Genomic DNA, 17,660 nt, shown 5'->3' on the forward strand with positions numbered 1-17,660 from the left:
TCCCGTGAGGACACCGGGCGTGAGCGCGGTCATCACCGGCCCCGGGAGGACTGCAGCTCGGCGCGGAGCGCCGGGGTGAGCACCTGTCCGGCCCTGTCGACGAGCATGGTCATCTGGTACGCCACCAGCCCCATGTCACAGTCGGGGGAGGCCAGCACGGCGAGCACGGAGCCGTCGCTGATCGCCATGACCAGCAGCAGGCCACGCTCCATCTCGACCACCGTCTGGGTGACGGCGCCGCCCTCGAACACCCGGGAGGCGCCCACCGTCAGGCTGAGCAGGCCCGCCGAGACGGCGGCGAGCTGGTCGGCCCTGTCGGGGGGGAACCCCTCGGAACTGGCGATCCTCAGCCCGTCGGCCGAGACGCACACCGCGTGCGCGACACCCGGCGTGCCGCGGACGAACTCGGTGATCAACCAGTCGAACCTGCGTGCCTCATGACTCAGGGTCGTCACGAGCCCTCCTCCTCGTCAACCAGGCTTCTGGTGGTGGTGTCGACTACTTCGGCACGGCCCCGCCGTACGCCCTGCTGGAAGCTCGACAGACGGTTTCGCACCCTGTCCGGCGACAGGGGCGGCATTGGGGTGGACGGCACGGCGGCGGCCGTGCCGGGTACGAGGTTCGCCTTGGGAGTGCGCTTGGGCAGGCCCGCGGCGGTCACCCCGCCGAGCGCGGGCTCGCTCGCCGCCTGGGCGGCCCGCCAGCCGGCGTCGGCGGGGGTGTTCCAGCTGTCCGTCCCGGCCGCCGGCGGCGTGTCGAGGGCCGTCTCCCTGGCCGGCATCCCGGTCGGGGGCGTCGGCTCCTCCCCCCACGCCGGCTCGTGGGGCTCGCTCCCCGCTCCGGGGGACGTACCCCATCCGGGGACCCCGCCCGCGGCCCCGCCCGAGGCCACGCCCGCGGCCCCGCCCGGGGCCACGCCCGCGGCCGGGCTCTCGCCCGGCTCCTCCGCCCGGCGGAACCAGGCGGACTCGATCGAGGCGAAGATGGGCAGGTACTCCTCCTGCTCGGCCTCCAGCGGGGAGACCCCCACCGCGGGCATCGCCCCCACGGCCGTGTCCTCGTACGACGACTGGCCCCAGGCGGAGAACTCGGAGACGGGAGGGCTCCCGTTGCCGTTGACCTGCCGCTTGGGCAGCGGCGGACCGCTCACAGGCGGACCGCTCACAGGCGGGCCGCTCACAGGCGGGGCTCCGGAGGGGCCTCCAGGGGCCTGAGGGGCACCGAACGGCGGGGTGGAGCCGAAGGGGGGCACGTCCACGGACGCCTGCCCGAACGCCTCCCGCCCGAACACCTCCTGGCCGAACGAGGTCTGCCCGAAGGAGTTCTGCCCGTACGACGCCTGCCCGAAGGGGTTCGACCCGAACGGCGACTGTCCCTGCTCGAACGAGGGGTGGGTGTGCCCGTACGAGGACTGCTGGACGGGCGCGGCCGCCGGGGCGAAGTGGTTCTGCGAGGGAGGCGGCTCGGCCCCCCAGGAGGGCGTCTGCACCGGCTGGACCGCCTGGACGACGAGCTCCGGCGGGAACAGGACCATGGCGACGAGACCGCCGCCCTCCTGCGGGCGCAGCTGGACCCGGATGCCGTGGCGCAGCGCCAGGCGGCCGACCACGAACAGGCCCATGCGTCGCGACACCGAGACGTCGACGACGGGCGGGTCCGCCAGCCGGCGGTTCGTCTCGACGAGCTCCTCGTGGGTCATGCCGATGCCCGGGTCGCTGACCGCGAGCAGCGCGCCGCCGCCCTCGATCACGCTGCTGGAGACCACGACCTGGCTCGCCCGGGGGGAGAACTGCAGGGCGTTCTCCACCAGCTCGGCGACCAGGTGGACGATGTCGTTGGCGGCGCTGCCCGCGACCGAGATGGTGCGGTGCACCTTGACCTGGACCCGCTCGTAGTCCTCGACCTCCGACAGGGAGGCGCGGACGACGTCGACGAGCTTGGCCGGCTGGCTTCGCCTGCGGGTCGGCTCGTGACCGGCGAGGACCAGGAGGTTCTCGGAGTTGCGGCGCATGCGGGTGGCCAGGTGGTCGAGCCTGAACAGGTCGGCCAGGCGGCCGCCGTCCTCCTCGCCCTTCTCCAGGCCGTCGATCAGCGAGATCTGCCGCTCGACCAGGGTCTGCGTGCGCCGCGACAGGTTGACGAACATCGCGCTGATGTTGGAGCGGAGCTCCGACTCCTCCGAGGCCAGGCGCACGGCCTGCCGGTGGACCTCGTCGAAGGCCTTGGCGACCTCGCCGATCTCGTCGCTGGTGTCGACCGAGATGGGGTCGATGTCGGGGGTGCGGGTGTCGCCGGAGACCCGCAGGCGGCGGACGATCTCGGGGAGGCGGAAGCTCGCCACCTCCAGCGCCTCGACGCGCAGGCGGCGCAGCGGCGACACCATCGAGCGGGCGATGAGGACCGTGAGGCCGAGCACCAGCAGGAGCAGGAGCAGGATCAGCCCGGCGGTGACGATCGCGTTGCGCTGCTCGGCGTCCTCCAGGTCCCGGGCCCGGGTGACCACGTCGGCGGCGACCTGGGTCTCGACCTTCCGCATCCGGTCGAGGACCACGGTGTTGTCGGAGAACCACTGCTTGACCTCGTTGAAGCTGGACAGCAGCCGCCCGGTGCGCGCGGGGTTGCTCGCGAGCACGATCACCCTGGCCTTGGTCAGCTCGGCCCGGTGGACCCGCTCGTCGATCAGGGCGGTGACGAGGAGCTGGGCGTTGTCCGGGCTCGACTCGACACCGAAGTCCGACTCGTACTCGTCCATGCGGGAGCGGGAGGCGATGAACTTCTCGACCTCCTGCGGGTTGATCAGCGAGGGCGCGTAGTAACCGGCCAGCAGCCGGGCGCGCTGCTTGGAGACCTCCTCCTTGGCGTACGCCAGGGCGCTGAGCGCTCGGGTGTTGCCGATGATCTCCGGATCGTCGCTGACCAGCGTGAGCTCCTCGTGGAGCGTCAGCAGCGGGGCGATCATGGAACTGTACCGTTCCACGCGGGCGATGCCCTCCAGTCGCCGCAGCTCAGGAAGGCCCTCCAGCTGGTAGCCCACGTTCCTGGCCGCCTCGACGACCCGGGCGCCGTAGGAGTCGTCGATCGCCTGGACTTCCAGCCGTACCTTCTTGACCAGCGCGTCCACGGTCTTGCGCTGCGCGTCGGAACTGTCCTTCAAACCCTTGTTCGAGGGCTGGAAAGACGACCACGCGCCCCGGTCACGTTCCAAGCCGAGAGCCTGGGCCAGGTCGCGGAGACCGCCCGAGTACTCCGCGGCGGCGGCGGTCCGCTGGTATCCGGCCACGCTGTCCACGGAGGCCACCACGCGCGTGCCGGCGAGCACGACGCCCACCGCCGTCGGCACCAGGATCAGGGCCGTCAGGCGCGAACGGACACGCCAGTTCTTCAGGCCGAACCGGGCGGCAAGCCGCTTGCCGCGGTCGGGTGCCGGAGCACCCCCGCTCTCGGATGTCGCCGTAGTCACCGCTCTCGATACCCCTCAATCGCGACACAAGTGGACAACATCAGACCACAAGGTCATGGGAAAGAATCGGCAAAACCGACATAGCGACTTTAATCGTTACGAAGGAGACGAGAGACCGCTACTGTTACCGGAGGGCAGCAAGCACCTGATCACGCACCTGCGTCCGCTGCGCCTCGTCGGTCAGCGGGCGGCCGGCCCGGTCGACCACGTAGAAGACGTCCACCGCCTCTGCGCCGAGAGTCTCCACACGGGCGGCCCGTACGTCAAGACCACATTCACCAAATGCTCTACCAATCCGCCACAAAAGCCCCGGACGGTCATGGGCGCGCACCTCGATGACGGTGGCGGTGTTGGACGCGTCGTCCACCAGGTTCACCCTCGGCGGCGCCACCGGCACCCGGGCCGGGCGCATCGACCTGGTCCTCCTGGCCAGACGTTGCTCGATGTCGAGGCGGCCTGCCAGGACCAGGCGCAGGTCGGCCTCCAGCGTCGCGGGGTCGGGCGGCGAGCCGTACTCGGGCACGACCGAGAACTCGATGACCGCGGTCGTCCCCGCCGAGGCGGCCGACGCGGCGCGGACCACCATCCGGTGCGCGGCCAGCACCCCGGCCGCGCGCCAGAGCAGCCCGGCGCGGTCGGGCGCGACCACGGTGACCGCTCCCCCGTTGACGCGCACGGCACCGCCGCCGTGGCGGGCCAGGGACGCCTGCTCCACCGAGAGCGAAGGGGCCGGGCGCAGCGGGGTCCCCGAGAGCGCCGAACGGACCCGGCGTACCAGGTCGGCGACGAGCGAGGCCTTCCACGAGTTCCAGGCGGCGGGGCCGGTGGCGTGGCCGTCGGCCACGGCGAGGGCCGCCAGCAGTTCGAGGACCTCGCGCGAGCCGACGGCCTCGGCCACCCGGGAGATCGTCACCGGGTCGTCCAGGTCGCGGCGGGTGGCCGTCTCGGGCAGCAGCAGGTGGTGGCGGACCACGGTCTCCAGGATGTCGACGTCGGACGGGGACAGGCCCATCCGGGCGCCGATGTCTCGCGCGACGACGGCGCCGGTGGTGGAGTGGTCGCCGGGGTACCCCTTGCCGATGTCGTGCAGGAGCGCCGAGATGAGCAGCAGGTCGGGCCGGGAGACCTCGCGGGTGAACGAGGCGGCCCCGGCCGCGGTCTCGATCAGGTGCCGGTCGACGGTGTAGCGGTGCACCGGGTTGCGCTGCGGGCGGTGCCGCACCCGCTCCCAGTCGGGCAGCAGGCGGACCAGCACCCCGGCCTGGTCGAGCTCCTCCCAGACCGGTACGGCCGCGCGACCGGCGCCCAGCAGCGCCACCAGGGCGTCCCGCGCCTCGTCGGGCCAGGGTACGGGCAGCGGCGGCGACTGGGAGGCCAGCGCGGTGACCGTGGCGGGCGCCAGCGGCAGGCCCGCCTCGGCCGCCGCGGCGGCGGCGCGCAGCACCAGCACCGGGTCCTTGCGCGGGTTGACCCCGCGGGCGAGCACGACCTCCCCGCCGTGCTCGACGACGCCGTCGGCGAGCGGGCGGCGGCCACGCGGGGTGGGGCCGGTCAGCAACCGGTCGACGGTGCGCCAGGTGGCGTCGAAGGAGTGCCCGATCGTCCTGGCGGCCTCGGCGAGCCTGCGCATCAGCGCCTCGGCGTCGAGCAGGCCGAGCATCCCGGCGACGGCGTCCTGCTCCTGGAGCACCAGCCTGTCTGCGCCACGGGCGGTCACCAGGTGCAGGCCGTGCCGGACGTCGAGCAGCAGCTCGTAGGCCTCGCGCACCCGGGGGCCCGGCGCCGAGGCCACCCAGGCCGCCGCCACGGCCTGCATCGCCTGCACGTCGCGGATGCCGCCCCGGGAGTCCTTGAGGTCGGGTTCGAGCAGGAACGCCAGCTCCCCGCTGGCCTCCGCCCGCTTGTCGGCGGCGTCGCGCAACTCGCCCAGGCGCCGCCGGGAGTCGGCGCGCCACTCGGCGAGCACGATCTCGCGCGCCGAGCGGGTCAGCTCCGGGTCTCCCGCCACGTGCCGCGCCTGGATCAGGCCGAGGACCGCCTTCAGATCCTCCCTGGCGACCTTGGCCGCCTCGTCCACCGTCCGCACCGAGTGGTCGAGCCCGACCCCGGAGTCCCAGATCGGGTACCAGACGCGGTCGGCGACGCGCGCCACGTCGTCGCGCCCGTCGTGGAGCAGGACCAGGTCGAGGTCGCTGCCCGGCGCGAGCTCGGAGCGGCCGAGGCTCCCGACCGCGACGAGCGCGACCCCGCTGAGGGCGCCGCGCTCGTCGTTTCTCGTCGTTCCCCCGTTGGGCCCGTACGGCGTGCCGACGGCGGTGCGGACCAGGTCCGTCAGCCAGCGGTCGATGTCCGCGGCCCGTTCCTTACGGGCCGCGGCGTACGAGCGAGTGTCGCCTCTCACCGGTTAGAGCGCCTCAGGTCCGCGTTCTCCGGTACGGACGCGGACGACCGTGTCCACCGGAACGGACCAGACCTTGCCGTCACCGATCTTGCCGGTCTGCGAGGCCTTGACGATGACGTCGATGATGTCGTCGGCGTCCTCCTCCTCGGCGAGCACTTCGAGGCGGACCTTGGGCACCAGGTCGACCTGGTACTCGGCGCCGCGGTAGACCTCGGTGTGACCGCGCTGGCGGCCGTAGCCGCTGGCCTCGCTGACCGTCATGCCCTTGACCCCGAACTGCTCCAGGGCCGCTTTCACGTCATCGAGCTTGAACGGCTTGATGATCGCGGTGATGAGTCTCATGCGTCCACCTTCTTAGACGCCGGGGTGGGAACCGGTCCGTTGACGGCGGCCACACCCGAGGAGTGAATGGTGCCGAGGTCGTACCCGGTCTCGGCGTGGGAGGTGATGTCGATGCCGGTGATCTCTTCCTCGGCGCCGATCCGGAAACCGACCGTCTTGTCAATGATCTTAGCGATCACCCAGGTGACGATGAAGGAGTAGGCGCCGACCGCGACCGGGCCAAGGATCTGCAGGCCCAGCTGCTTGACGCCGCCGCCGTAGAAGAGGCCGGTGCTCTGCTGGTCCAGGAACGGGTAGGCGGCGATGAAGCCCAGGGAGACCGCGCCGACCACACCGCCGACCAGGTGCACGCCGACCACGTCGAGGGAGTCGTCGTAGCCGAACTTGTACTTCAGGCCCACCGCGTAGGCGCAGGCGGCGCCGGCGACGAGGCCGAGGAGCAGGGCGGCCCAGGGGTCCACGAAACCACAGGCCGGGGTGATGGCGACCAGACCGGCGACGGCGCCGGAGGCGACGCCGAGGCTGGTGGCGTGACCGTCGCGGATCTTCTCGACCACGAGCCAGGCGCCCGCCGCGGCGGCGGTGGCGATCTGGGTGTTCATGAACGCGAGGCCGGCGGTGCCGTCCACCGCGAGCTCGGAGCCCGCGTTGAAGCCGAACCAGCCGAACCACAGGAGACCGGCGCCGAGCAGGACCAGGGTCAGGTTGTGCGGCCGCATCGGCTCCTTGCGCCACCCGGCGCGCTTGCCGAGCACGAGTGCCAGTGCCAGCGCCGCGGCTCCGGCGTTGATGTGGACCACGGTGCCACCGGCGAAGTCCTCGATGCCGAGGTTGAACAGCCAGCCGTTGCCCCAGACCCAGTGGGCCACGGGGAAGTAGACGATCGTCGCCCAGACGACGGTGAACAGCACCCAGGCGCCGAACTTGGCGCGGTCGGCGATGGCACCGCTGATCAGCGCGACGGTGATGATCGCGAAAGTGAGCTGGAAGGCCGAGAACACCAGGCTCGGCATGCCCGTGCCGTCGTCCTTGGTGGCGGTGTCGACCAGGCTCTGCAGCCCGAGGGCGTCGAAGCCGCCGATGAACTTGTTGACGAGCTCGCTGCCGTTGTCGGTGAAGGTCAGCGAGTGCCCGTAGAGCACCCATGTGATGGTGACGGTGATGATGCTGACGAACGACATCATCATCATGTTCAGGACACTCTTGGCCCTTGTCATTCCTCCGTAGAAGAACGCGAGGCCAGGAGTCATCAGCAGCACCAAGGCGGTGGCTGTGAGCATCCAGGCAGTGGTGCCGCTATCGATCTTCATTCGACGCGACCCTCCCTTACAAATGGCGTGTGGCCGGTTTCACAGTCGCAGTGATCGCTTCCTGGGCTCCATCGACCGGCCGCGCACTGACGTTGCGCCACAGCGTGTTCTTCCACCGTTTCAGGGTGCGACCTTGCGTGTTTCACATCTGTGAATCTCGGCCGCATGGTGTTTCAGACGTGTTTCGGACAAGGTGAGCCATGACTTGGAGATGACCGGAAAAGGGCCCGGGTGGGCTTGGCTTGGCGGTTCCCAGAGGCTTTGGCGCCCTCGGCGATGACGGCCGCCACGCCCGTCGTGTCCCCCTGGGCCGGACAGTGGGGCCCTAATCCCTGGCCAGGACCTCGTGCGACCTTGATCGGCTTCGGTGCCGTTCAGGTTGCGGTGGGCCTCAAGTGGGCTTGTCTCCGTTCAGGGTGCGACGGGCTTCGCGTGGGTTCCGTCTCCGTTCAGGGTGCGACGGGCTTCGCGTGGGTTCCGTCTCCGTTCAGGGTGCGACGGGCTTCGCGTGGGTTCCGTCTCCGTTCACGCTGCGGTGGGCGGGTGTTCCGGACGGCCGTCTCAGTCGCTGTCTTGTGGTTCAGGCCTCCGGCCTGCGCGGGCGCGGTGGTTACGGGCTCTTTTCAAGCCGTCCGGAACACCCGCCCACCTCCGCTGCACGCGTTCTCGCCGTACGGCGCGCGGACCGTAGTCGCTTTCTCTCCGGCCGCCCGGCGTTCTCCGCGCGGCTGAAGCGATCCATACGGGACCGCTTTGTGCGGGCGCCGTAGCTGAAGCGTCACTTTCGAAAGGAGCGCAGGGCGCGCACCGCGGAAACCAAATGTTCACGTACCGGGAAGAGAAGAATTTCGCCCCGTGCGGATCAGGTCAGGAGTCCCGTGGCGTACATGAGGGCCATTCCGGCGAGGATGCCGGTGATGCCGAGGGGGTGCAGCAGCCGTCCCGTGTGGTCACGCACCGACGGCGCGATCTGGAGTATCACCTGCGCGATCGCGCCGACACCCAGGCCCAGCAGCAGCGCGGCGATCGCGGGTTGTACGGTGGCGGCGCCGAGCCAGGCGCCGAGGATGGCCGGGACGCCGGCGACGAGGCCCAGCAGTGCCAGCCGTGGCGGTGAGGTGCGTTCCTCGCTGACCGGCGCGACGATGGCGAGGCCCTCGGTGGTGTTGTGGATCGCGAAGCCGACGACGAGCGTCGCGCCCAGGGCGAGCGCGCCGACGGCGTAGGCCGAGCCGATCGCGAGCCCTTCGCCGAGATTGTGCAGGCCGATGCTGACGGACACGAGCAGCGCCAGGCGGTAGCCGCCCGCCCGTCCCGGTCGCGTGGCCATCCAGGCGTGCAGGCCGGACAGCAGCAGGTACGCGGCGACGGCGCCCAGCGCCACTAGTCCGGCGCCGCCGAGCCCGCTCGCACCGGCGTTCGCGACCTCCACGCCCTCCAGCGCCGCGTCGATCGCCAGCCAGGCGAGCAGGCCGATGGTGAGTGCCATCAGCGCGCGGATCCAGGCCGGGGGCACCCGCCGCAGCCACGGCAGCCAGAGCATCCCGATGGCCACGGGGATCACCCCGACGTACGTCCCCAGGAGCGCCATCAGGCCGACGAACCCGGACGGGTCGGGGGTCGTGACGGCGACCGGGATCTCGTGGGTGACGACGCCTCCGGTGGAGGTGAGGAGCGTCACCTCGTAGGCCTCCGCGTCGACCCAGGGGTAGGTGATCCGGACGTTGGTGGAGCCGAGGCGGCCGATCTCCGGTTCGCTCATCCGGAAGTCGGTGAAGGCGTCGTTGACCGCGACCTGGACGACGGCGACCGGGTCGGGGCCCTGGTTGCGCACGACCAGTTCGATGGAACCCGCGCCGAGTATCGTCCGCTCCACCGTGAGCTCCTCGGCCGGGGGGCCGTTGCGCGCGGACAGGCCAGGGCCGTCCAGGACCGCGAGACCCGCTACGGCCACGGCGATGACGCACAACGGCAGGAGACCGAGCAGCCATGTCCTCAGGCGGGTGCCACCCGGATGACGCGTCTGGTGCTCCTCCATGTCACCGGTTCCTTTCGCATTCGGTGGAAGCGGTGCCGCCGCAGCCGGCCTCGAAGAAGCCCATCCAGCCGAGCTCGGCGAACTCCGACTGGTGGGCGTGGAACATGAAGCGCCCCTGGCGGGAGAAGGTCATTTCGAGGATGCCCCGCTGCCCCTGGCAGAGCATCACGGTGTCGGTGTGCTCCGCGGGGCGCGGCGACGTGCCGGTCGGATACCAGTCGAAGAAGTTCCCGTGGACGTGGAAGGAGTTGACGAGGTCGTATTCGAGGATGTTGACGAGATAGATCCGCACCAGCTCGCCGACGGTCACCTTCACCGGCTCCCCCATGTACGCGAAGGGGATGCTGTTGACCGCGTACAGCTCGTTCGAGCGGTCGAAGTTGGTGTCGAACCCGTTCATGACCATCACCAGCTCGTCGGCCTCGGTGCGCGAGTCCTTCGGGTCGATGACGAAGGCGCCGTACAGGCCCTTGGCGATGTGGGCGGCGAGTGGCGTGACGTGGCAGTGGTACAGATGCACGCCGAACGGCTCCGCGTCGAACTCGTACACCGCCCGCCCGCCCGGCTGGATCAGGCCGAGGCCTATCCCCGTGACCCCGTCGACCTCCGCCGCGTGCAGGCCGTGAAAGTGAATCGTGTGCGCGTGCGCCGATTCGTTGACGAGGGTGATCCGCAGGCGGTCGCCCTCGTTCGCGCGAAGCGCGGGGCCGGGAATCCTGTCGTTATAGGTCCAGGCGGGGAACACGACTCCGGGAGCCACCTCGATCGGCCTCTCGCGAGCCACCAGCGTCCATTCTCGAAGCGTCCTCCCACCGGGCAGCGAAGACTCCTTCCCCCTGTCGAAATCCCGGAGGAGCGCCGTTGGGTGAAACCCGTTCTTGCCATTGTCCACCTGGGTGCCCGACCGGAAGCCGGCGTGCGCGGACCCTGCGGTGTGTGCCGGAACATGCTGGTGGTCGCCCGGTCCGGGTGCCGGAACCGCCGGCCCTCCGGCCAGACGCGCGGCGACAGCGGCTCCGACAGCGGGAGCCAATGCGGCAATTGCGCTACGTCGAGAGATGTCTGACATATGAAACACGGTAAATGGTCAAGGCTCGCGTTACAATACGCAAATTAAGCCCCCATTTGACCCAAAATGCCAGAACAAAACATGCTTTGCTGGCGATGACAGTAAATGGCAATTCCTGCCATACAATCAGGCCCATGACGACAATCCGGCCAGTCGACATACCATTAATATCTGATTTAACGGAATTGTCGCAATGAGTCCTTTCCAGTCTGATCTTGCAGATGAGGGCGGGTACGGCGGCCCCGGGCGTCGATGAGGGCGAGGCTCGGGATCGGCCATGCCGGCCGGCTCCGGTGATGAGTTGTCGCGCCCGCACCCGTCATACCTACGACGGAACATGACGAGACGGAAGGATGACGTGATGAGTGCGGGCACAGGGCTGGAGGAGCTGGGCGTGAGCGGGCTGGACGAGGTCGACGAGCCGGCGTTCTCGGGGCTGGCGGAGCGGCACCGGCGGGAGCTGCACGTGCACTGCTACCGGATGCTCGGGTCGTTCGAGGACGCCGAGGACACCGTGCAGGAGACGTTCCTCCGTGCCTGGCGGCGGCGGGAGACCTTCGAGGGGCGGTCGACGTTCCGGGCCTGGCTCTACCGGATCGCCACCAACGCCTGCCTGGACCTGCTCGCCAAGTGCCGCCCGGAGCCCGCGACCGGCGGCGAGGTGCTGTGGCTGCAGCCCTACCCGGACCGGCTGCTCGACGAGCTGCCCGCGGGCGACGCGGACGAGCCGGAGGCCGTCGCGGTCGCGCGGGAGACGATCGAGCTGGCGTACGTGGTCGCGGTCCAGCACCTCGCGCCGCGCCCGCGGGCCGTGCTGATCCTGCGGGACGTGCTCGGCTGGCCGGCGAAGGACGTCGCGGAGCTCCTCGGAGACTCCGTCAACTCCGTGAACAGCGCGCTGCAGCGAGCCCGCGCCGGCATGCGGGAGCACCTGCCCGCCGAGCGGCAGGACTGGAGCGGCGGCGAGGAGGACGCCGGGACGCGCGAGCTGGTGCGCCGCTACACCGACGCCAGCGTGGCCACGGACGTCGACGGGCTCGCCGCGCTGCTGCGGGACGACGTCCGCTGCTCGATGCCGCCCACGCCGGGCCTGTACGTCGGCCGCGACACGGTGGTGAACGACTGGGTCGAGGACGGCTTCGAGAGCATGAGGCGCATGCGCGCCGTCCCCACCTCCGCGAACCGGCAGCCCGCCGTCGCCTTCTACCTCTGGCAGGAGCGTGAGGGTGCGTACCTGCCGCTGACGATCGACGTCCTGCGCGTCACCGGCGGGGCGATCGCCGAGATCGTCACGTTCCACGACGACCGGTTCCCGCGGCTCGGACTGCCGGAGCGCCTGCCGGCGGACGGCACGGAGTAGTCCCCGGCTCGCCCCCGCGGCCAGGACCGTCACACGCCGGTCAACACACACTTACGCCGGTTACCGAATGACGAAGGATGACATGAACAGCATGAACGACACCGGGGTCGTCGCGGGCCCGGCACCGGGCCGGACCGGCCGCCCCCACCGGCTCCGCGGGCTCGCCGGAACCGGTTTCGTCGCCACGCTCGCGGCGATGGCGGCCACCACCCTCGCCGCCGCGCTCGCCCAGGCCGCCGGCGTCGACTTCGAGATCCCCGACGGCGGCGAGACGATCCCGTTGCCCGGGTTCGCCGTGGTGACCGGCTTCTTCTCGGTCGTGGGCGTCGTCATCGCCGTCGCTCTTCTTCGCTGGAGCGCTCGCCCCGCCGAACGATTCGTGTGGACGGCGGTGTCACTGACCGCGATCTCGCTGATCCCGCCCTTCCTCTCCGGGGCGAACGCCGCCACCGTCACCGCCCTCCTCGGGCTGCACCTCGTCCCCGCGGCGGTGATGATCCCCACCCTGGCGCGAAGCCTCCGCGCCCGGACCGATTGACGCTCCCGCGACGGGACACGCGCGGCGCAGCGGCAGGGGGCACTGTTTGTGATGTGGGAGGTCGCGAAAGGCTCGATGTCTCGCTCACCACAAGCCGTGTCGGCGACATCGCCCGCGCTGCGACCGCTCTCCCGCCTTCGGGCATGGGAAGATCACACAAACCATGCGGCAGCCTGGTTCCTGTCAGTTCAGGCCATTGCGAACGGCCAGCGCGTGAAGCTCCGAGGGGACCGGGCCCCCGCCATACCTCATCCCCGAGATCAGCGTGGACACCGCCGGTCGGCATATCTCCTGGGGTGCGACCCGTTCGGCGGCGAGCAACGCGGTCACCGCCCGGTCCCGGCGGCCGAACTGCTCCCAGGCCCGAGCCGTGTCGACGCACCAGCGCGCGTGGCGTTCAGGGGTGGGAAGCAGGCGGTGGTTCACCCCACGGGCATGATCGAGAGCGACACCCGGCTCACCGAGGGCCGTGTGGATGCCGACCCGATACACCGCGACGTTCGCGGGCGTCGGAAGCCTCCCCCGCGACGTGGCCTCGGGGAGGCGGCCCGCCGCCCGCTCCGCTTCCCCGATCAGATCGAGCGACTGGGCTCTCAGGCCGTTCTGGGCGCAGGAGTAGGCGGCGGTACACAACAGCGCGGCGTAGACCCTGAGCATCTGCGGCTCGGGAGCACCGCCGTCCGCCCCCAGGTCGAGTGCGGTACGGGTGAGCATGCCGACCGCGCCCTCATGACGCCCCTGGCGTCGCATGGCGATCGCCACGGCCCGGGAGGCTCCAGCGATCGCGAACGGGTCACCCGAGAAGGTGGCCGTGGAGAGGGCCCTGTCGGCGGCCACCCAGGCCATGCCGTCCTGGTTGAGCTTGACCGCGAGCTCGCTGGTGAGCATGTAGGCGTCCGCGAGACAGGCGTTGACCTGGTCACGTTCACGCCCTTCGACCTGGGTGAGGGTGGCCTGTGCGGTGGTGGCGACTTTCGGAAGCATGGTCGACAGATCGCCGTACCGACAGGCGTCGAATGTCGTACGCGCCACGTCCAGAGCCGCACGCAGCTGGGTGACGGTCGTCGGGGTCCCGGAGGTGTCCGAGGTGAGAAACCGTTCGAGACGCTGGGCCATCGTCGCGGCATCGGCCGCCTCCTGATGCCCCGCGAGGAGGGCCGCCCCGGTCAAACCGGTGAGCCCGGCGAGAAACCGGCGTCGCTTCACGGCGTCATCCTCCCCTGCCAGGTGAGGTTCAACACTAACGGGCGCGGTCGTGAAACGAGGGTGGACGCTCGGGATCCTCCGACACGAGCGGGGACGACAGCCCCAGCCATGACGGTGGAATGTCGAGCGCGCGGGCAAGGATGCGAAGCGTGGTCATGTCGTCCAGCGCCTGATGCCCGGTCTCCAGCCGCGAGATCGTCGCGGCAGAGTAACCCGTCCGGCCGCCGAGTTCCTGTTGCGTCAAACCCCGGGCACGCCGGGCGAGCCGTACCACTTTCCCGTAGTTGTGTGCGGCGACCGCGTCGCGCATCTGAGGCTGCGACATGTCATGCCTTCGCGTCTCCACCATGGGCCACCTGATCCAGGGAAGGGATCCCATCGTAAGCGGAGCGTCACCCTGAGGAGCGGCGCACACGTCTCTTTCCCGCCGTTTTTGCAAGGTTCGCAAATGATCTTTCACAGTACGTACGGGCTCTGCCGTTCCGTCGTCACGTGGGATGTCGTGGGAGATGAGCGTCCGATCCCGTCGAGCCGAACGGAGAGCTCTCAATGGCTGACATCGCTCACCGACCATCCACAGCCGTACCTCGTCCCGAGCTGATCCACGCGATGGTGGCGATCCGCCCCGGCGGCCTGACCTGGCGGCGCACCTTCCTGGGACACCCTGATCAGGCCCCACAGGCCCGCCAGTTCGTCCGCTTCCTGCTGGACGACTCCCCCTGTCGCGAAGACGCGGAACTGGTCGTCTCCGAACTTGTCAGCAACGCCCTGCGCCACACCGCCAGCGGGAAGGCTCACGGCTCCTTCATCGTCGAGGTCATCCGCAAGACCACGACCGTCCGCGTCGCCGTCTACGACTGTGGCTGGGGTGGAACGCCCAGAACCCGACGGCAGCGATGTCCGGCCGGTGACGAGGAGAACGGCCGGGGTCTCATGACCGTGGCGGCCCTGGCCTCCAAAGTCGGGTATCGGGGCACCCAGGCCGTGGGCCACGTGGTGTGGGCGCAGTTCGACCTCACATCACCGTGACACGGTACGGCGCCCCGCCCTGCGCTCTTCTCCGAGGTGGAGCTTCAGCTACGGCGCCCGCATCGAGCGCTCCCGTACGGATCGCTTCAGCCGCACACGGAACACCGGGCGGCCGGAGAGAAAGCCACTACGGTCCGCGCGCCGTACGGCGAGAAGGTGTGCAGCGGAGGTGGGCGGGTGTTCCGGACGGCTTAAAAAGAGCCCGCAACCGTCGCGCCCGCGCAGGCCGGAGGCCTGAACTACGAGACAGCAACTGAGACGGCCGTCCGGAACACCCGCCCACCGCAGCGTGAACGGCGCCGGAACCCACCGGGACGTAACCGGCGACGCGCCACAGCCTGAACAACCATGCAACCGGCCAGGCGTGAACGGCATCGAAGCCCACAGCCCGAACAACCACGGACCCGCCGCAGCGACAACCCTCACCGCAAAAAACGATCCGGCACGGTCCAAACGAGACCGTGCCGGATCGTCGGGGACTAGGCGGCCGTGGCCATCTTCCGCAGCCGGGCCAGGGCGTCACGCTCGATCCGGCGGGCACGGTCGCGGCCGATGCCGTAGCGCTCGCCGACCTCGGTCAGCGTGTGCTCGCGTCCGTCCATCAGGCCGTAGCGCCAGCGGAGCATCTCGCGGGTCTGCCCCTCCAGCCCGGTCAGCCACACCTCCAGCCGCTCGCGCTCCAGGATGTCCATCGCCTGCTGCTCGGGGTCGGCCCAGGTGTCGTCGGCGATCATGTCGCCGAGCTCGGTCTCGTCCTCGTCGCCCACGCCCAGCTGCAGGGAGACGGGGTCGGAGGCCCAGCGGCGGAGCTCGCGCACCCGCTCGATGGGGAGTTCGAGCACCGTCGCCAGGTCGGCGTCGGTCGGCTCCTGGTCGAACTCGGCCAGCATGTCGCGGCGGACCCGCATCAGCCTGGTCATCTGCTCGCCCGCGTGGGTGGGCAGGCGCACCGGCCGGGCCTGCTCGTGGATGGCGCGCCCCACCGACTGCCTGATCCACCACGTGGCATATGTCGAGAACTTGTAACCGCGCCGGTAGTCGAACTTCTCGACCGCGCGGACCAGTCCCAGGTTCCCTTCCTGGACCAGATCGATCAGCGGCATTCCCCGCCCTGAATATTTGCGCGCGACGGCCACCACAAGACGTAGATTGGCCTGGATGAATTCGTCTTTGGCCCTCCGCCCGGAAACGGCCAGTCGTTCAAGCTCCTCATCGGCCGCGTCCCCGATCCGCGGCTCCGTCAATCCACCCAACCCACCGTCCAGCAACTGCTCGGCGAAGAGACCCGCCTCGATCCGCTTGGCGAGCTCGACCTCTTCCTCCGCGGTGAGCAGGGGCACCCGCCCGATCTCTGCCAGGTAGGTCCCGAGCAGGTCTCGATCAGAGACATGCTGATCCTGCGTCCGATTCCCCGTCGGCCTTGCCATCCGATGGCACCTCGCTCCGCCTGCTTATGACGTGTCCACCCGCTCGCTCGACGCCCCGTGCGTACAGACACATCGCTTGTCTTTTCAACGGACGTGCCAGGGCAAAGATTCCCTCAAAAAGTACGCCTGGAGAATGGTTTGGATTTCCTCCTCAAGGAGGAGGTTTCCCAACGCGCCGCCAAGGTCCGCAACTGACCCCCGCAAAGAGGCTTAAACCACGCGTCGGCCCCGCTTCCACACCTGCGTCACCAGCGGCACCCCCGGCCGGTAGGCCAGATGGACGTACGAGGGTGTGTCCAGGATCACCAGATCCCCCCGGCTCCCCACCCGCAGCGTGCCGACGTCCCCGCGGCGCAGTGCCCTGGCCCCGCCGTACGTGGCGGCCCTGATCGCCTCCAGCGGCGTCATCCGCATCTCGCGGACCGCCAGCGCCACGCAGAAGGGCATGGAGGAGGTGAAGGAGGAGCCCGGGTTGCAGTCGGTGGCCAGCGCGACCGTCACCCCGGCGTCCAGCAGGCGGCGGGCGTCCGGGTAGGGCGAGCGGGTGGAGAACTCCGCGCCGGGCAGCAGGGTGGCCACCACGCCCGACGACGCCAGCGCCGAGACGTCGTCGTCGGTCAGGTGGGTGCAGTGGTCGGCGGAGGCCGCGCCGACCTCGGCGGCGATCCGCACCCCGGGCCCCTCGCCCAGCTGGTTGGCGTGGATCCGCGGCAGCAGTCCCGCCTTCACCCCGGCCAGGAGGATCTCCCTGCTCTGATCGGCGTCGAAGGCCCCGCGCTCGCAGAACACGTCGACCCACCGGGCGTGCGGCGCGCAGGCCTCCAGCATCTCCCCGGTGACGGTGCGGACGTACTCGTCGGCGGAGGAGGCGTCGGGGGGGACGACGTGCGCGCCCAGGTAGGTGGTCTCCTCGGTGAACCCCCGCGCGATCTCCAGTGACCGGCGCTCGTCGCCGACCGTGAGGCCGTAGCCGCTCTTGATCTCGACCGTGGTCGTCCCCTGCGCGAGCATCTCGGCGACCAGGGCCGCGGTGCGCGTCACGAGCTCGGCGTCGGAGGCGGCGCGGGTGGCCGACACCGTCGTACGGATGCCTCCCGCCGTGTACGGGCGGCCCGCCATCCGGGCGGCGAACTCGGCCGTGCGGTCGCCCGCGAAGACGAGGTGGGCGTGGCTGTCGACGAAGCCCGGGAGCACGCAGCGCCCGGCCACGTCCACCCGCTCGTCGGCGCCCGGTGCCGCGCCCGCGGGACCTACCCACACCACCTCGCCGCCCTCGACGACGAGCGCCGCGTCCTCGATCTCCTCCCGCGCGCGGTCGCCCGTGTAGAGCAGGCCGATGCGGTCGAAAAGGGTGCTCGTCACCGGCCGGTCCTCGCTTGTCATACCGAAGCCCGTCATACCGACTCCGCCTCCCGTCATACCTGCTTCTCCTCCCGCGCCTCGGCGAGCCCCGTCATACCGGCCTCTCCTCCCGCGCCTC

Annotated in this window: 14 protein-coding genes; 3 read left to right on the forward strand and 11 right to left on the reverse strand. The window is 70.3% G+C overall.

Features of this window, described 5'->3' with window-relative positions; all coding sequences use genetic code 11:
- Positions 1-32: 32 nt before the first annotated feature.
- The 7 genes from ACFYWM_RS39465 to ACFYWM_RS39495 form a co-directional block, all read right to left on the reverse strand.
- A complete protein-coding gene (locus ACFYWM_RS39465; RefSeq protein WP_389925295.1) occupies positions 33-455 on the reverse strand; it encodes a roadblock/LC7 domain-containing protein in 423 nt (140 codons plus the stop codon).
- On the reverse strand, positions 452-3,460 hold the full coding sequence (locus tag ACFYWM_RS39470) for a nitrate- and nitrite sensing domain-containing protein (protein WP_389925298.1): 3,009 nt from the start codon (positions 3,458-3,460) through the stop codon (positions 452-454). The genes ACFYWM_RS39465 and ACFYWM_RS39470 overlap by 4 nt, the downstream gene beginning before the upstream one ends.
- A 124-nt stretch (positions 3,461-3,584) precedes the next feature.
- Entirely contained in the window at positions 3,585-5,861 is a 2,277-nt protein-coding gene (locus ACFYWM_RS39475) for a [protein-PII] uridylyltransferase (protein WP_389925301.1), read from the reverse strand.
- A gap of 3 nt (positions 5,862-5,864) precedes the next feature.
- Positions 5,865-6,203 (reverse strand): P-II family nitrogen regulator, encoded by a 339-nt coding sequence (locus tag ACFYWM_RS39480; protein WP_389925304.1) that lies wholly within the window; start codon positions 6,201-6,203, stop codon positions 5,865-5,867.
- Complete coding sequence (locus ACFYWM_RS39485; protein WP_389925306.1) at positions 6,200-7,513, reverse strand: ammonium transporter; 1,314 nt, start codon at positions 7,511-7,513, stop codon at positions 6,200-6,202. The genes ACFYWM_RS39480 and ACFYWM_RS39485 overlap by 4 nt, the downstream gene beginning before the upstream one ends.
- A gap of 862 nt (positions 7,514-8,375) precedes the next feature.
- Positions 8,376-9,551: a ZIP family metal transporter gene (locus ACFYWM_RS39490; RefSeq protein WP_389925309.1), complete on the reverse strand. Its 1,176-nt coding sequence runs from the start codon at positions 9,549-9,551 to the stop codon at positions 8,376-8,378.
- Position 9,552: 1 nt separating this feature from the next.
- Positions 9,553-10,335 (reverse strand): multicopper oxidase domain-containing protein, encoded by a 783-nt coding sequence (locus ACFYWM_RS39495; protein WP_389925311.1) that lies wholly within the window; start codon positions 10,333-10,335, stop codon positions 9,553-9,555.
- Positions 10,336-10,981: 646 nt separating this feature from the next.
- On the opposite strand from ACFYWM_RS39495, the gene ACFYWM_RS39500 reads away from it, so the two are divergent.
- Both ACFYWM_RS39500 and ACFYWM_RS39505 read left to right on the forward strand, forming a co-directional pair.
- On the forward strand, positions 10,982-11,980 hold the full coding sequence (locus tag ACFYWM_RS39500; protein WP_389925313.1) for an RNA polymerase subunit sigma-70: 999 nt from the start codon (positions 10,982-10,984) through the stop codon (positions 11,978-11,980).
- Between the two features lie 82 nt (positions 11,981-12,062).
- Complete coding sequence (locus ACFYWM_RS39505; protein WP_389925316.1) at positions 12,063-12,518, forward strand: DUF6069 family protein; 456 nt, start codon at positions 12,063-12,065, stop codon at positions 12,516-12,518.
- Between the two features lie 183 nt (positions 12,519-12,701).
- Here the strand turns inward: ACFYWM_RS39505 and ACFYWM_RS39510 are convergent, their stop codons facing one another.
- Complete coding sequence (locus tag ACFYWM_RS39510; RefSeq protein ID WP_389925318.1) at positions 12,702-13,724, reverse strand: hypothetical protein; 1,023 nt, start codon at positions 13,722-13,724, stop codon at positions 12,702-12,704.
- 34 nt (positions 13,725-13,758) lie between these two features.
- Positions 13,759-14,073 carry a multiprotein-bridging factor 1 family protein gene (locus tag ACFYWM_RS39515; protein ID WP_389925321.1) on the reverse strand — a complete coding sequence of 105 codons (315 nt, stop codon included), beginning with the start codon at positions 14,071-14,073 and terminating at the stop codon, positions 13,759-13,761.
- A 200-nt stretch (positions 14,074-14,273) separates the two neighbouring features.
- Between ACFYWM_RS39515 and ACFYWM_RS39520 the strand changes: the two genes are divergently transcribed.
- Positions 14,274-14,753, forward strand: a complete 480-nt coding sequence (locus tag ACFYWM_RS39520) for an ATP-binding protein (RefSeq protein ID WP_389925323.1) — start codon at positions 14,274-14,276, stop codon at positions 14,751-14,753.
- Positions 14,754-15,232: 479 nt separating this feature from the next.
- Here the strand turns inward: ACFYWM_RS39520 and ACFYWM_RS39525 are convergent, their stop codons facing one another.
- Together ACFYWM_RS39525 and hutI are read right to left on the reverse strand one after the other, a co-directional pair.
- Positions 15,233-16,180 (reverse strand): sigma-70 family RNA polymerase sigma factor, encoded by a 948-nt coding sequence (locus ACFYWM_RS39525; RefSeq protein WP_362680216.1) that lies wholly within the window; start codon positions 16,178-16,180, stop codon positions 15,233-15,235.
- A gap of 210 nt (positions 16,181-16,390) precedes the next feature.
- The gene (hutI, locus tag ACFYWM_RS39530) at positions 16,391-17,563 is read right to left on the reverse strand and encodes an imidazolonepropionase (protein WP_389925326.1); all 1,173 of its coding nucleotides are present in this window, start codon (positions 17,561-17,563) and stop codon (positions 16,391-16,393) included.
- Between the last annotated feature and the right edge of the window lie 97 nt (positions 17,564-17,660).

The sequence above is a fragment of the Streptosporangium sp. NPDC002721 genome (assembly GCF_042888905.1).
In the GTDB taxonomy this organism is placed as follows: Bacteria; Actinomycetota; Actinomycetes; order Streptosporangiales; family Streptosporangiaceae; genus Streptosporangium.